Below are 13,997 nucleotides of genomic sequence, written 5' to 3' on the forward strand. Positions count from 1 at the left end.
CGAGGCTCTGACACATGGACAACAAGACGCCCCAGACCAACACCACCGCCTTCTTCGCCCAGGCCGCCATCTCCTTCGGCGTCGCCCTGCTGGGCGTCGTGCTCGCTGTGCTGTACCTGCCGGTCGACCCGTGGGTCCGCGCCTTCCTGGCGATGACCACGCTGTTCCTGGTCTCCTCCTCCTTCACCCTCGCCAAGTGCGTGCGCGACTCCCAGGAGAGCCGCTACGTCGTCTCCCGTCTGGACCAGGCGCGGGTGGACAAGATCCTCGCCGAGCACGACCCGTTCCGCGCCGTGTCGTGACGCGAGAAGCCCGGGACGTGGGCATCATGTGCGCCGGGGGTGGTCGCCTGACCGTGACCGTCTCCGGTCCGCGACCCGCCGAGCCCGAGGTACCACGTGACGATGTCCCAGACTCCCCCGGCGCGAGCCGCGTTCTCCCCGCGCAAGGTCGCCAAGGGGCTGCTGATGCCGACCCTGGCGACCCGCCTCCTGCGCTCCCCGCGCGGGCCCGGCTCCTCCGCGGCGCTCGTCGCCCAGGCCTTCTCCTGGGGCGGCGACCTGGCGCTCAACGGGCGCTCGCGCGGTCGCTTCCTCGCCGGGCTGAGCTCCTTCCTCGTCGCCCACGTCGCCTACATCGCAGCCTTCCGCAGCCGCTCCTCGACGCCCGTGCTCGCCTCGGCCGGGCGACGGCGGTTCCTGGTGACCGGTGCCGCGCTGTCCACCGCGATGGGCGCGGCGGCCGCCCGGACCGACCGGAGCCTCGCGGCGCCGGTCGTGGTCTACGCGACGACGCTGTCGGTGATGGTGGCCTCGGCGGCCGCCGTCGACAGCGACCGTGGGCGCCAGCAGCTGCTCACCGGCGCCTCGCTGTTCCTGGTCTCCGACACCCTCATCGGGGTCCGCAAGTTCCTCGCCGGCGAGCGCGGCACCCTGCTGGAGGCCGGCGTGCTCACGACGTACGCCGCGGCGCAGTGGTGCATCGTCGAGGGGATGCGGGCCGGCTCGCAACGCTAGGTCGCAGCGCTCGACGCCACCGGATCCAGCGTGAAATGCCGAATGGCCGCCCCGACCTGAGTCGGAGGCGGCCATTCGTGCGTTGTGGAGCTGAGGGGACTCGAACCCCTGACCCTCTGCATGCCATGCAGATGCGCTACCAGCTGCGCCACAGCCCCATCTCGCCGGCCTTCCCGCTCCGCGGGCTGGCCAACGACGAGAACATTACCCAACGGGTCCTGCGGATGGGAAATCGGGGGTCAGACTCCGGACGCGTCCGGGTCGGGCGCCGCGAGGTTGTAACCCGCGAGACGGATGGTGCCGGTGTGGTTCTCGAGCACCACCCAGTGACAGTTGCCGACCGCCCGGAACGCCGCCTGCGCGGAGTCGGGCAGGCCGAGAAGGTGCAGGGTCGCGACACGGATCGCCGCGCCGTGGGCGACCGCGACGCCGGTGCCGCCCGGGCCGACGTGGTCGAGCAGCTCGCGCAGCGCCTCCTCGAGGCGCGCGGCGACCGCGGCGGTGGTCTCCCCGCCGGCCGCGACCGAGAGGTCACCCGCGCGGAAGCGCGCGAACTCCTCGGGCGCCCGCGCGGCGTACTCGTCGTGGGTGAGCCCCTGGCGCTCGCCGAGGAAGAACTCGCGCAGGCGCGGGTCGTGGACCGGCTCCAGGCCGGTCTCCTTCGCGACGTACGCCGCGGTCTGGCGGGCCCGGGCGAGGTCGGAGGACCACAGCACGCCGGGTCGGTACGCCGCGATCGCCGGGGCGGCCGCGGCGGCCTGGAGGTGGCCGGTGTCGTCGAGCTCGACGTCGACCTGGCCCTGCACCCGGCCCTCGTGGTTCCACGCGGTGCGGCCGTGGCGCAGCAGGACCAGGCGCTTCGGGCTCACCGCGACTCAGTCCTGGACGGGACCGTCGAGGTCGGCCGGGAGCGCGATGACCGGGCAGTCGCGCCACAGCCGCTCGAGGGCGTAGAACTCCCGCTCCTCCTCGTGCTGCACGTGGATGACGACGTCGCCGTAGTCGAGCAGGACCCAGCGGCCGTCGCGCTCGCCCTCGCGGCGGATCGGCTTGGCGTCGACCTCGCGCAGCTTGCCCTCGACCTCGTCGACGATCGCCTTGACCTGACGGTCGTTGGAGGCGGAGGCGAGCAGGAAGGCGTCGGTGATCGCGAGCTGCTCGCTCACGTCGAAGGCGAGCAGGTTGGTGGCGAGCTTGTCGCTGGCCGCTCGCGCGGCGATGTGGACGAGCTCGACGGCTCGGTCGGTGGCGGTCATGCGGGGTCTCCAGGTGCTTCGGTGGTCTGGGGGTAGAGGTCGTGCTTGGCGACGTACTGGACGACGCCGTCGGGCACGAGGTACCAGACGGGTTCGCCGCGCTCGGAACGGCGACGGCAGTCGGTGGAGCTGATGGCCAGCGCGGGGATCTCCACCATGGTCACCCGGTCGACGGGGATCGAGGAGAGCGTGCCGGCGTCCATCGTGTAGCCGGGGCGGGTGCAGCCCACGAAGTGCGCGAGCGCGAAGAGCTCGTCGGGGTCGCGCCAGGTGAAGATCTCGGTGAGCGCGTCGGCGCCGGTGATGAAGTAGAGCTCGGCGTCCGGCATCGCGGCGCGGAGGTCCTTCAGCGTGTCACGGGTGTAGGTCGGTCCCGCCCGGTCGATGTCGACCCGGGACACCGTGAACCGCGGGTTCGACGCCGTGGCGATCACCGTCATCAGGTAGCGGTGCTCGGCCGGGCTGACCGTGCGGTCGGACTTCTGCCACGGGTCGCCGGTCGGCACGAACACGACCTCGTCGAGGTCGAACCAGGCCTGGACCTCGGAGGCGGCGACCAGGTGGCCGTGGTGGATGGGGTCGAACGTGCCGCCCATGACCCCGACGCGTCGGGGTCTCGGCACGGCGTCGCTCACCTCGGGCGCGGTCCTCAGCTGTGCTCGCGGCCCGCGCCGAAGCTCACCAGGCCGAGCAGCAGGCCGAGCATGATCACCAGGATCACCCCGCCGATGCCCCACGAGAGGGTGTGGTTGATCTCGTGGTGGGTTCCCTCGGCGGCGAGCACGGTCGTCAGAGCGTTCAGCATGGGCACAGACTACCGGTCCCCGCCGACGTCAGCGCACGTGGCCGTCGCCGGTGACGACGAACTTGGTCGAGGTCATCTCCACCAGGCCCATCGGGCCTCGCGCGTGCAGCTTCTGGGTGCTGATCCCGATCTCGGCGCCGAACCCGAACTCCCCGCCGTCGGTGAACCGGGTCGAGGCGTTGACGAGCACCGCCGCGGAGTCCACCGCCGCGGTGAACCGGCGCGCCGCGCCCAGGTCCTCGGTGAGGATCGCCTCGGTGTGCCCGCTGGAGTGCCGCCGGATGTGGGCGATCGCCGCGTCCAGGTCGGGCACCACGGCCGCGGAGATGTCGAGGGAGAGGTACTCGGTGTCCCAGTCCTCCTCGGTGGCCGGCACCACACCGTCGTACGCCGCGAACGCCGCGTCCCCGTGCACGGTCACGCCCGCCTCCTGCAGCGCGGCCACCACCCGCGGCACGAAGGTGTCCGCGAGGTCGGCGTGCACCAGCAGCGACTCCGCGGCGTTGCACACGCTGGTGCGGTGGGTCTTGGCATTGAGCACGACCGCCAGCGCCTTGTCCTGGTCGGCGGCGGCGTCGACGTAGACGTGGCAGTTGCCGGTGCCGGTCTCGATGACGGGGACCGTGGAGTCCTCGACGACCGAGCGGATCAGCCCGGCCCCGCCGCGCGGGATCAGCACGTCGACGTGCCCGCGGGCGCGCATCAGCGCCTTGACGCTGTCGTGGCTGTCGCCCGGCACCAGCTGCACCACGTCGGCCTCGAGCCCCGCGGACACCACCGCGTCGCGCAGCACCGCGACGATCGCGGCGTTGCTGGAGCGCGCGCTGGAGCTGCCGCGCAGCAGCACCGCGTTGCCGGACTTCAGGCAGATGCCGGCCGCGTCGGCGGTGACGTTGGGGCGGGCCTCGTAGATCATCCCGACCACGCCGAAGGGCACCCGCACCTGACGCATCTCCAGGCCGTTGGCCAGCGTGGAGCCACGCACCACCTCCCCCACCGGGTCGGCGAGGCCGGCGACGTCGCGCAGCCCCTGCGCCATCGCCTCGAGGCGCTCGGGGGTCAGCCGCAGCCGGTCGACGATGTTGGCGGGGGTGCCGCCCGCCTCGGCGCGCTCGACGTCCTCGGCGTTGGCGGCCAGGACCTCCTCACTGCGCGCGAGCAGGCCGTCGGCCATCGCGTGCAGGGCGGCGTCCTTCTGGGCGCGGGTGGCCAGCGCGAGCCCGTGGCTGGCCTCGCGGGCGCGACGGGCAACGGCGATGACGTCCTGCTCGGTGCTCATGGGACAAGCCTAGTGAGCGCCCGACCCGGCGACACCTCGGTCTCGCCGGGCCGCTGTCAGTCCGGTACGGCGTGCACGTCCCCGCTGGCGGCGATCGCGCGCAGCAGCCGGTCGGCGGTGCCGGCGGCCGGGTCGTCGCCGTCCTCGGTCGCGAGCTCGACCAGCGCGGCGAGGTCGGCGCAGCGGGCCAGGTCGAGCGCCTCGGCCGGGTCAGTGCCGAGGCGCCCCTGCCACGCGGCCAGCACGCCGGTCACCCAGGACGGGTCCCGGTCGAGGCGCAGCAGGCTGCCGAGGTCGGCGAAGGGATGGCCGGCGTGGGCACGCTCCCAGTCGACGACACCGGTGACGGCCAGCGTGGCGGGGTCCACCAGGACGTTGTCGGGGACCAGGTCGCCGTGCACCAGCGCAGTGCGCTCGACCGCGTCGAGGCGGTCCTGGGCGTCTCCGGCCACCCCGGCCAGGGCGTCGAGGGCGTCGCTGCTCCAGCCGCGGGCCGCCAGGCCACCGGCGTGCCGGGCGATCTGGTCCTCGAGGTCGTCCGGGCGCGGCTCGACGCGCAGCTCGCCGTCCACGAGGCGCCCACGACGCAGCTGGGGCATGCCGGACAGGGTCGCCGCGACGGTGCCGAGCGCCCGCCCGACGACCGCGAGGGCATCGGTCCGGCCCGCGGCACGGAGGTCGGCCAGGAGGAGGTCGCCGCGGACACCCGGCAGGTGCTCGGTCACCAGCATCGCCGGCATCCCGACCGCCGCGTCGGCCCGGCGCAGCTCCAGCACCCGGGGCGCCGGCACCAGCCCTCGCACGAGGCGCAGCACCGACTCCTGCACCTCCGCGGCGTGCGGGCCGTGGTGCGGTGCGGCGAAGATCCGCACCACGCTGCTGCCTCCCCCGACGCGAGCCAGGAACGTCTCCCCCGAGAACCCGCCCTCGAGGGGCTGCAGCGAGGCGCCGATCGCGTCGAAGGGGTCCATGGCCCGGATCCTCGCACCCCGGACGCGACGAAGGCTCCCCGGCCGGAGCCGGGGAGCCTTCGTCGAGACGATCGGGATGAGCCGAGGCTCAGCCCTTGCGCTTGTTGATCTCCTCGGTGGCAGCCGGGAGGACCGCGTGCAGGTCGCCGACGACGCCGAAGTCGACGAGCTCGAAGATCGGCGCCTCCTCGTCCTTGTTGACCGCGACGATGGTCTTCGAGGTCTGCATGCCGGCGCGGTGCTGGATCGCACCGGAGATGCCGTTGGCGACGTAGAGCTGCGGCGACACCGTCTTGCCGGTCTGGCCGACCTGGAAGGTGTGCGGCATCCAGCCGGAGTCGACGGCGGCACGCGAGGCGCCGACGGCGGCACCGAGGGCGTCGGCGAGGCCCTCGACCGGCTCGAAGTTGCCGCCGGTGCCACGACCGCCGGAGACCACGATTGCAGCCTCGGTCAGCTCGGGACGACCGGTGGCCTTGCGCGGCTGGGCGGCCACGATCTGCGCCTTCTTGGCGTCGTCGGAGATCGTCGCGGCGAACTCCTCGACGGTGCCGGCGCCGGCCGCCTCGACCGGGCTGGTCGAGTTGGGCTTGACCGTGATGATCGGGGTGCCCTGGGTGACCTTGGCGGTGACGGTGAAGTTGCCGGCGAACACGCTCTGCGTGGTCACCGGGCCCTCCTGCACGTCGACGGCGTCGGTGATCAGGCCGGACTTGGTCTTGATCGCGAGACGGGCCGCGATCTCCTTGCCCTCGTAGCCGGAGACGATGAGGACCGCGGCGGGCGAGGTCTTCTCGACCAGCTGCTGCAGGACCTCGGCCTTGGGGGCCACCAGGTAGCCCTTCACCTGCGCGTCGTCGACGACGTAGACCTTGTCGGCACCGAACGCGGCCAGCTTCTCCGCGGCGGCGGAGGCCTGGGCGGCGGCGCCGATGAAGACGGCCGAGGGCTCGCCGAGACGCTTGGCCAGGGCCAGCAGCTCGAGGGTGGGCTTGCGGATCGCTCCGTCGACGTGGTCGACGAGAACCAGAACTTCAGACATCAGTGACTCGCTCCTCTACGCACTCTGAGCCGGGGCTCAGATGAACTTCTTCGACGCGAGGAAGTCGGTCAGCGCGGTGGCGCCCGAGCCGTCCTCGTCCTTGACGATCTCACCGGCGGTGCGCGGCGGACGGGCAGCGGTCTCAAGGACCTCCGTCCACGCGGCGCCCAGGCCGACCTCGGCAGCGTCGACACCCAGGTCGGCGAGCGACCAGGTCTCGAGCGGCTTCTTCTTGGCGGCCATGATGCCCTTGAACGACGGGTAGCGGGCCTCGCCGGACTGGTCGGTCACCGAGAGGACCAGCGGCATGGTGCCGCCGATGACCTCGGTCGCCGTGTCGCCGTCGCGCTTGACGCGCACCTGGTCGCCCTGGGTCTCGATGACCGAGGCGAAGGTGACCTGGGGCAGGTTGAGCCGCTCGGCCAGCATCGCCGGGACGACGCTCATGGAGGCGTCGGTCGAGGCCATGCCGCAGACGACGAGGTCGACGGGGCCGGCCTTCTCGACGGCCTTGGCGAGCACCAGCGAGGTGGCGATCGCGTCGGATCCGGCGATGGCGTCGTCGAGGACGTGGATGGCCTTGTCAGCACCCATCTGGAGCGCCTTGCGGACAGCGTCCACGGCCTTCTCCGGACCGACGCACAGCGCGGTCACCTCGGTGTCGTCGCCGGCCTTCTCCTTGATCTGGAGGGCCTGCTCGACGGCGTACTCGTCGAGCTCCGACAGCAGGCCGTCGACGCCGACGCGGTCGACGGTGTTGTCCGACTCGAACTGCCGGTCGGCAGTGGCGTCGGGCACGTACTTCACACAGACAAGAATGTTCATGGCGATGGCCGGGACGGCCCCTCCTGTGGACTCGGATGTGAACGCGAGGCTACCGACAGAAGCGGTGCGTCGACACAGATGACCGCGTCGGCAATCTCACAGTCCCTCACAGTGCCAGTGGCACGGTCGATCCGCCGCATCGGTCCCGTACCGCGGACGACCGCTGCCCCGGGCTCAGGCGTGCAGATCGGCCCCGGCGTGCAGATTCGCCGGGGCCGATCCGTGCAGCTGGTGGTGCGGTGCCGACCTGGGATCAGGCCGGCCCTTTGGTCACTTGATCTTGACGGTGACCGTCTTGCTCGACGCCTTGAAGTTCTTGTTGCCGGCGTACTTCACCGTGAGCTTGTAGTTGCCCTTGGCGATCTTCTTGAACACGGCCTTGGCCGAGCCCTTCTTGATGTTCACGGTGGCCTTGCCGACCTGCTTCTTGCCCTTCTTCAGCACCAGGGTCGCCTTGCCGGCGGGCTTGGCCTTGGCCGAGGTGACGGTGACCGTCGCCGTGAGCTTCTTGGCCTTCTTGGCGTACGCCGTCTTGACGGCGGTCTTGGTCGCGGCCGCGGCGACGACGGGCGCCTTGGCGACGTTGATCTCACCCAGGGTGGCGGCGTCGCCGACCAGGGTGCAGGCGAGCTCCGCGGCGGAGTACTCACCACCGGTGAAGCGGTTCGACGCCTCGACGGTCAGCGCGATGTCCGCGGGAACGACCGTCTTGACGCCGGCAGCGGAGGTGTCGAGGGCGAGGGAGCCGCTCGCGTTCCAGACCATCGGGTCACCCGCAGCAGGAACCGGGGTGTCGGCGAAGGCCAGGCCGATCGAGCCAGCGCTGGTGGACGCCTGCGCCGCGCCGTTGCGGAAAGTCATCGCGATGCGGCCGGCCATGGCCGTCCACTCCTCGCCCCACACCAGGGTCGAGGTGACCGGGACGGTGGCCTTCTTGCCCTGGGTGGCCTTCACCGAGGTGTCGAGCACGGTGTAGAAGGTGGCACGGAAGGCGCCGAACGAGCTGTACTCGCAGTCGTAGGCGTTCGCCACGCCGGCGGGGACCTCGGGACTCGGGGCGTCGCCGACCGTGACGGTGCCGACCTTCTGGTCCTGGCCCGCGTCAGCGGTGCACGGGACATTGACCGGAGCGGTCGCCATACCCACGGTGGCCGTCAGGGCGGCGCTCACCGCGCCGACCTCGATGGGGGCGTCACCCGCGGTGGCCGGCGCGATCAGCTCGGAGCTCGTGGTGCCGGTGAAGACCAGCGGCGCGGAGGCGGGAGTCCAGTCCGCGACCGGGATGGTGACGGTCTTCGACTCGCCGGCGACGAGCACCGCGACGTCGATGGTGCCGCTCAGACGGCTCACCGGACCCATGGCGGTGGTGCCCATGTCCAGCGTGGCCGAGATCTGCGAGGTGAACGCAGCACCCGGAGCCACGGCCTCGGTCGGCGTGCCGACCTCGATGCTGAGCGTCGAGTCCAGGGTCTGGGGCGCGCCGAAGCCGCCCATGACACAGCTGTAGCCAAGGTCGGTCGGGGCCGCGTGTGCGGCGCTGAGCCCGGCCATGGCCGGGACGAAGCTGAGTGCGCCGGCAGCGAGCGTGCCGGTGGCGACCGCCGCGGCGCGGCGGCGGAACGAGGTGGTGGTCATGTTTCTCCCTCTCCGTGGCCGCCCGTGCAGCGACCTGCGGGACCGCGACTCCTCCACGAAGTCACGGCGCGACCGGGACATCGGTCGTGAGGCAGAACCTAGGACCCAACCTGAGAAAATATAGGGTTTCGGATATATCATCTCACATCGTGAGTGATCTGTAACACGTCGGAAACGTGCGCCGGTGGCCTCAGGGGCGGATGATCCGCTCCAGCACCCGCCCGATCACCAGCCAGCTGACGGCGGCCAGGCCCCAGTTCAGCAGCGCGTCCTTGGTGTCGCTGTCGAACTGCATGACGCCGTCGTCGCGGGAGAAGACGCCGAGGTCGACGACGTCGGCCAGCTGGAGGACGAAGCGGACCAGCTCGTTGGACTCGTTGGTCGCGTCGATCGCCACCAGCAGCGCCCCCAGGGCCAGCACGAGCGCGAGGAGCGCGCAGATCGTCCAGACGACCTGCGCGAGGGCCCGCCGCGCCCGTGCCGTGCCGTTGACGGTGGTGGTGCTGCTCTGACGTGCCACGTGGGTTCCTCCGGGGTGCTGGGGCCAGACCGGCAGAGGATCGCACACCCCGCGTGCACGACCATCGCTCAGCGACCGACGAAGCCCGCCTTGCCAGGTCCGTTGTCGATGAACGAGCGCATGCCGATCGTGCGGTCCTCGGTGGCGAACAGCGCCGCGAACTGCTGGCGCTCGATCTCCAGGCCGGTGCCGAGGTCGACCTCGAGGCCGCGGTCGATGGCCTCCTTCGCCGCCCGGATCGCGTACGTCGCGCCGCCGACGAACTGCCGCGCCCAGGCCACGGCCTCCGCGTACACGTCGGCCGCCGGCACGACCCGGTCGACCAGGCCGATCGCGAGCGCCTCGTCGGCCTTGACGAAGCGGCCGGTGAACACGATGTCCTTGGCCTTGGCCGGGCCGACCAGGCGGGTCAGGCGCTGGGTGCCGCCGGCTCCCGGGATGATGCCGAGGAGGATCTCCGGCTGGCCGAGCACCGCGTTGTCGGCGGCGAAGCGGACGTCGGCGCACAGCGCGAGCTCGCAGCCACCACCGAGGGCGTAGCCGGTGACCGCCGCGACCACCGGCTTCGGGATCGCCGCGACCGCGGTGAAGCAGGCCTGGAGTTCCCCGGAGCGGCGGACCATGTCGGTGTAGGACATGTCGACCATCTCCTTGACGTCGGCGCCGGCCGCGAAGACCCGCTCCCCGCCGTACACGACGACGGCCTTGACGTCCTCGCGCCGGCTCGCCTCCTGGGCCGCAGCGCGGATCTCCTCCTGCATCTGCGCGTCCAGCGCGTTCATCTTCGGTCGGTCGAGCCGGATCGTCCCGACGCCGTCCTCGACCTCCAGCCGCACGTACTCCGCCATCACACGTCTCGTCTCTCTCGGGCCCGGTTCCGGACGAGCTGGCGTGCGGAGCGGGCTAGGTCACGGGTCTGCATCATGCGCCCCGCATTGTGCACGGCGCTGCGAGACTGGCGAGGTGAGCCCCCGTCCCTGGAAGCACCTCGGCGAGCGCGCGGCGGTCTGGCCCGGTCGCAACTTCCCGCTCGGCGCGACCTGGTCACCCGAGGCCACCAACTTCGCCGTCCATGCCCCACAGGCGACCGCGGCGTGGGTGTGCGTCTTCGACGACGAGGGCGGCGAGCAGCGCCACGAGCTGTCCGAGCAGCAGCTCGGGATCTGGCACGGCGCGCTCCCGGGCCTGGCTCCCGGGACCCGTTACGGCTACCGGGTGGACGGCCCCTGGGACCCCGACCGCGGCGCCCGCTTCAACGTCGACAAGCTGCTCCTGGACCCCTACGCCCGCGCCGTGTCCGGCGACCTGAGGGTCGACCCGGCGATCTTCGGCTACGTGCCCGGCTCGCCGGGGACGCGCAGCACCTCCGACTCCGCGCCGTACGTCCCGCGCAGCGTCGTGCACCACGACGACTTCGACTGGGGCGGGGAGGTCCCGCTGCGGCGGCGCTGGCGCGACACGGTGATCTATGAGCTGCACGTCAAGGGCATGACCCAGCTGCACGACCGGGTGCCCGAGCACCTGCGCGGCACCTACGCCGGGCTCGCCTCCCCGGCCGTCATCGACTACCTGCACGACCTCGGCGTCACCGCCGTCGAGCTGCTGCCCGTCCACCAGTTCGTCTCCGAGCCCGGCGTGGTCGCGCGCGGGCTGAGCAACTACTGGGGCTACAACTCCATCGGCTTCTTCGCGCCCCACCACGCCTACTCCTCCTCCGGCGACCGCGGCCAGCAGGTCACGGAGTTCAAGGCCATGGTCAAGGCCTTCCACGACGCGGGCCTGGAGGTGCTCCTCGACGTCGTGTACAACCACACCGCCGAGGGCGGCCCGCTGGGCCCGACCCTGTCCTTCCGTGGCCTCGACGACCACCTCTACCAGCGCGTCGGACCCGGTGCGGCGGCCGGCACCTCGCCCGACGACTACTGGGACGTCACGGGCTGCGGCAACACCGTCGACGCCTCGCAGCCCTTCGCGCTGCGCCTGATCCTGGACTCGCTGCGCTACTGGGTCACCGAGATGCACGTCGACGGCTTCCGCTTCGACCTGATGTCGGCCCTGACTCGCACCGAGCACCGCGTCGACATGCGCTCGCACCTGCTCACCTCAATCGGGCAGGACCCGCTGCTGCGCCACGTCAAGCTCGTCGCCGAGCCCTGGGACGCCTCCATGGACGGCTACCGCGTCGGCGGCTTCCCGCCGCCGTGGGTGGAGTGGAACGACCAGTACCGCGACGAGATCCGCGACTTCTGGCGCAACCACTCCCCCGGCATCCGCACCGTCGCCACCCGCCTGGCCGGCTCCAGCGACCTGTACGCCGACGACGGGCGCTCGCCGTACAACTCCATCAACTTCGTCACCGCGCACGACGGGTTCACGGTGCGCGACCTGGTCACCTACGAGCACAAGCACAACGAGGCCAACGGCGAGGACAACCGCGACGGCACCGACAACAACCGGTCCTGGAACCACGGGGTCGAGGGCGAGTCCGACGACCCCGCGCTGTGCGCCGTACGCCGCCGGCAGGCGGCGAACCTGATGGCGACGCTGTGCCTGTCCACCGGCGTGCCGATGATCACCGCCGGCGACGAGCGCGGCCGCACCCAGCGCGGCAACAACAACGCCTACTGCCAGGACAACGCGATCTCCTGGATCGACTGGAGCCCCGACGACGCCTGGCTCGACGTCTACGAGATCACCAAGACCGCACTGCGGCTGCGCCGCGAGCACCCCGTGCTGCGTCAGCGGCACTGGTTCGCCGGGCGCCCGACGATGGTCGGCGGGCCCAAGGACCTCGCCTGGTTGCATCCCAGCGGGCGCGAGATGAGCGGCGCGGACTGGCACGACCCCGAGCTGCGCACGGTCGGCATGTTCCTCAACGGCCATCCGCTCGGCGCCCCCGGACCGCACGGGGAGCAGCAGCACGACTCCTCGTTCATGCTCTGGTTCAACGCCGGCTGGCTGCCCCAGGTCGTGGACCTGCCGGAGAACGACTGGGTGCAGGCCGGCCACGTCGTGCTCTCCACCGACGAGACGATCCCGGTCGGCACCGAGGTGCACGCCGGCGAGCAGCTGGCGATCGGGCGCCGCGCCGTCGTGGTGCTCCAGGAGGCTCCGGGCTCCTGAGCATCCGCCTCCGGGCGGGAGCCCTCCCGGGCGAAAGGCGTCCCGGATGTGGGACGCGCGCGGCTCGGGCTGCGTCGAGAAGGACGTAGACCACCCCGAGGAGGGACATGAGTACCCAGGCGCGGGCGGCCCAGGAGGCCGCTTTCACCGAGTTCGCGCAGGCGCGGATGCCACATCTGTACCGGTCCGCGTGGCTGCTGTGCGGCGACCGCCACCGGGCGGAGGACCTCGTGCAGGAGACGCTGGCGCGGGTGTACAGCCGGTGGGGGCCGGCGATCGCCAACCCCGCGGCGTACGCCCAGACCACGCTGACCCGCACCTGGATCAGCCAGCAGCGACGCCGCAGCACCCACGAACGGCCGGTGGAGCGGTTCCCCGACGCACCGGCACCGTCCGCACCGGACGAGCTGCGGCTCACCCTGCTCACGGCACTCGCCGGGCTCGAGCCCCTCGACCGGGCGGTCGTGGTCCTGCGCCACCTCGACGACCTCTCGACCGAGGAGGTGGCGCACCTGCTCGGCCTCAGCAACGGAGCCGTCCGCAAGCGCCTGATGCGGGCCCTGCAGCGCCTGCGCGACCACCTCGACGTCCCGTTCACCGATCTCGTGCCCGAAGGAGTCCCCTCATGACCGACCAGACGCTGGCCGACCTGCTCCGCCACGCCCCCGACGACCTCGACCCGACCACGGCAGACCGGATCCTCGGTGCTGCCATGACCAGCGGCACCCGGCGCCGCCGCGGGCGGCACCTGGCCATCGCCGGTGCCGCCCTCTCGAGCGCCGCCGTGCTGGCGCTCGCCGTCTCGGCGTCCGGGGTGGTGGGCGGCTCGGACCCGAGGAGCCCCGCCGTGGCCGGCGCGCCCGATCCGTCCCCGGCGGTCACGAGCGAGCCCGCCGCCACTCCCGACCCCGGGGACGCCGACACCCGGGGCCCGGTGATCGCGACCGACCGGGCGATCGCCGACGACGCCGCGCTCCGCGCCGGCCTCACCGACCTGCTGGCCGGCGCCGGGGAGCTGAGCGGCCTCTCGGTCGCCGCCCACGAGACCTCGGACCCCTCGACCATCGGCGCGCCGCTGGAGGGTCGCCGCGTGGGCTTCCTGCTCGACGGCGGCGCGGCCTCCGTGGTGGTGCAGCGCTGGGACGGGATCGCCGCCGTCGGCAGCACCCTCGCGCTCGGCGACCCCAAGGGCCCCGCGGGCGAGAAGGTCGCCACCACCGCGGCCGAGGCGTGCGCCGGCGCCTACCAGACCTACCCGGCCATCGAGTGCCGCGAGGCGCCCGCGGGCTGGTACTCCGTGGCCCGCCCCAGCCAGGGCGACGCCATGCCGGACAGCTTCCAGGAGCTCACGGTCGCCCTCTACACCCCGGACGGGTACGTCGTGCGGGTCGACTCCTTCAACACCCCGGGCGAGAAGGTCGGCCCGGTGGTCGCCGAGCAGCCGGTGCTCACCGAGGCGGAGTCCCTGGCGCTCGCCTCCTCGCAGCGCTGGTTCGTCGCCCGCTGAGCGCGGCCCCGACCGGGC

16 protein-coding genes and 1 tRNA gene are annotated in these 13,997 nt (G+C 72.2%); 5 read left to right on the top strand and 12 right to left on the bottom strand.

All coding sequences use genetic code 11. From position 1 onward, the window contains the following. Positions 1–14: 14 nt before the first annotated feature. Entirely contained in the window at positions 15–302 is a 288-nt protein-coding gene (locus HBO46_RS13875; RefSeq protein WP_166140601.1) for a YiaA/YiaB family inner membrane protein, read from the top strand. A gap of 102 nt (positions 303–404) precedes the next feature. Further along, the gene (locus HBO46_RS13880; RefSeq protein ID WP_166140600.1) at positions 405–1,016 is read left to right on the top strand and encodes a lysoplasmalogenase; all 612 of its coding nucleotides are present in this window, start codon (positions 405–407) and stop codon (positions 1,014–1,016) included. A gap of 85 nt (positions 1,017–1,101) precedes the next feature. On the opposite strand, the gene HBO46_RS13885 is transcribed toward HBO46_RS13880, so the two are convergent. From HBO46_RS13885 to HBO46_RS13935, 12 genes are all read right to left on the bottom strand, one after another. After that, a tRNA-Ala gene (locus HBO46_RS13885) sits at positions 1,102–1,174 on the bottom strand. Between the two features lie 81 nt (positions 1,175–1,255). Next, the gene (locus HBO46_RS13890; RefSeq protein WP_166140599.1) at positions 1,256–1,885 is read right to left on the bottom strand and encodes a histidine phosphatase family protein; all 630 of its coding nucleotides are present in this window, start codon (positions 1,883–1,885) and stop codon (positions 1,256–1,258) included. A gap of 6 nt (positions 1,886–1,891) precedes the next feature. Beyond that, entirely contained in the window at positions 1,892–2,272 is a 381-nt protein-coding gene (gene rsfS, locus HBO46_RS13895; protein WP_166140598.1) for a ribosome silencing factor, read from the bottom strand. Further along, positions 2,269–2,907, bottom strand: a complete 639-nt coding sequence (gene nadD, locus HBO46_RS13900; protein ID WP_224769074.1) for a nicotinate-nucleotide adenylyltransferase — start codon at positions 2,905–2,907, stop codon at positions 2,269–2,271. Before nadD ends, rsfS begins: the two co-directional genes overlap by 4 nt. A gap of 14 nt (positions 2,908–2,921) precedes the next feature. Further along, entirely contained in the window at positions 2,922–3,077 is a 156-nt protein-coding gene (locus HBO46_RS20600) for a hypothetical protein (protein ID WP_207950532.1), read from the bottom strand. Positions 3,078–3,105: 28 nt separating this feature from the next. After that, positions 3,106–4,356, bottom strand: a complete 1,251-nt coding sequence (locus tag HBO46_RS13905; RefSeq protein WP_166140596.1) for a glutamate-5-semialdehyde dehydrogenase — start codon at positions 4,354–4,356, stop codon at positions 3,106–3,108. A 56-nt stretch (positions 4,357–4,412) separates the two neighbouring features. Continuing rightward, positions 4,413–5,327, bottom strand: coding sequence for a phosphotransferase family protein (locus HBO46_RS13910; protein WP_166140595.1), 915 nt, complete (start codon positions 5,325–5,327; stop codon positions 4,413–4,415). Positions 5,328–5,415: 88 nt separating this feature from the next. Then, positions 5,416–6,369 carry an electron transfer flavoprotein subunit alpha/FixB family protein gene (locus HBO46_RS13915; RefSeq protein ID WP_166140594.1) on the bottom strand — a complete coding sequence of 318 codons (954 nt, stop codon included), beginning with the start codon at positions 6,367–6,369 and terminating at the stop codon, positions 5,416–5,418. A gap of 36 nt (positions 6,370–6,405) precedes the next feature. Then, positions 6,406–7,176 carry an electron transfer flavoprotein subunit beta/FixA family protein gene (locus HBO46_RS13920; RefSeq protein ID WP_224769076.1) on the bottom strand — a complete coding sequence of 257 codons (771 nt, stop codon included), beginning with the start codon at positions 7,174–7,176 and terminating at the stop codon, positions 6,406–6,408. Between the two features lie 288 nt (positions 7,177–7,464). Then, complete coding sequence (locus tag HBO46_RS13925) at positions 7,465–8,829, bottom strand: Ig-like domain repeat protein (protein ID WP_166140592.1); 1,365 nt, start codon at positions 8,827–8,829, stop codon at positions 7,465–7,467. A gap of 190 nt (positions 8,830–9,019) precedes the next feature. Continuing rightward, entirely contained in the window at positions 9,020–9,349 is a 330-nt protein-coding gene (locus tag HBO46_RS13930; protein WP_191480156.1) for a hypothetical protein, read from the bottom strand. A 68-nt stretch (positions 9,350–9,417) separates the two neighbouring features. Continuing rightward, complete coding sequence (locus HBO46_RS13935; protein WP_166140591.1) at positions 9,418–10,197, bottom strand: enoyl-CoA hydratase/isomerase family protein; 780 nt, start codon at positions 10,195–10,197, stop codon at positions 9,418–9,420. Between the two features lie 115 nt (positions 10,198–10,312). On the opposite strand from HBO46_RS13935, the gene glgX reads away from it, so the two are divergent. The 3 genes from glgX to HBO46_RS13950 all read left to right on the top strand — a co-directional run bounded on the left by glgX (position 10,313) and on the right by HBO46_RS13950 (position 13,979). Beyond that, positions 10,313–12,472 (top strand): glycogen debranching protein GlgX, encoded by a 2,160-nt coding sequence (gene glgX / locus HBO46_RS13940; protein ID WP_166140590.1) that lies wholly within the window; start codon positions 10,313–10,315, stop codon positions 12,470–12,472. Positions 12,473–12,579: 107 nt separating this feature from the next. Beyond that, positions 12,580–13,101, top strand: coding sequence for a SigE family RNA polymerase sigma factor (locus tag HBO46_RS13945; protein ID WP_166140589.1), 522 nt, complete (start codon positions 12,580–12,582; stop codon positions 13,099–13,101). Beyond that, positions 13,098–13,979 (top strand): hypothetical protein, encoded by an 882-nt coding sequence (locus HBO46_RS13950; RefSeq protein WP_166140588.1) that lies wholly within the window; start codon positions 13,098–13,100, stop codon positions 13,977–13,979. The genes HBO46_RS13945 and HBO46_RS13950 overlap by 4 nt, the downstream gene beginning before the upstream one ends. Positions 13,980–13,997 lie beyond the last annotated feature (18 nt).

The organism is Nocardioides ochotonae (genome assembly GCF_011420305.2).
In the GTDB taxonomy this organism is placed as follows: Bacteria; Actinomycetota; Actinomycetes; order Propionibacteriales; family Nocardioidaceae; genus Nocardioides; species Nocardioides ochotonae.

What these genes read in the sequence shown, in the direction of transcription:
- HBO46_RS13945 (WP_166140589.1), top strand. Translation starts at nt 12,580, where the DNA reads ATGAGTACCCAGGCGCGGGCGGCCCAGGAGGCCGCTTTCACCGAGTTC.
- HBO46_RS20600 (WP_207950532.1), bottom strand. Translation starts at nt 3,077, where the DNA reads ATGCTGAACGCTCTGACGACCGTGCTCGCCGCCGAGGGAACCCACCAC.
- rsfS (WP_166140598.1), bottom strand. Translation starts at nt 2,272, where the DNA reads ATGACCGCCACCGACCGAGCCGTCGAGCTCGTCCACATCGCCGCGCGA.
- HBO46_RS13935 (WP_166140591.1), bottom strand. Translation starts at nt 10,197, where the DNA reads ATGGCGGAGTACGTGCGGCTGGAGGTCGAGGACGGCGTCGGGACGATC.
- HBO46_RS13925 (WP_166140592.1), bottom strand. Translation starts at nt 8,829, where the DNA reads ATGACCACCACCTCGTTCCGCCGCCGCGCCGCGGCGGTCGCCACCGGC.
- HBO46_RS13880 (WP_166140600.1), top strand. Translation starts at nt 405, where the DNA reads ATGTCCCAGACTCCCCCGGCGCGAGCCGCGTTCTCCCCGCGCAAGGTC.
- HBO46_RS13915 (WP_166140594.1), bottom strand. Translation starts at nt 6,369, where the DNA reads ATGTCTGAAGTTCTGGTTCTCGTCGACCACGTCGACGGAGCGATCCGC.
- HBO46_RS13910 (WP_166140595.1), bottom strand. Translation starts at nt 5,327, where the DNA reads ATGGACCCCTTCGACGCGATCGGCGCCTCGCTGCAGCCCCTCGAGGGC.
- HBO46_RS13950 (WP_166140588.1), top strand. Translation starts at nt 13,098, where the DNA reads ATGACCGACCAGACGCTGGCCGACCTGCTCCGCCACGCCCCCGACGAC.
- HBO46_RS13875 (WP_166140601.1), top strand. Translation starts at nt 15, where the DNA reads ATGGACAACAAGACGCCCCAGACCAACACCACCGCCTTCTTCGCCCAG.
- HBO46_RS13905 (WP_166140596.1), bottom strand. Translation starts at nt 4,356, where the DNA reads ATGAGCACCGAGCAGGACGTCATCGCCGTTGCCCGTCGCGCCCGCGAG.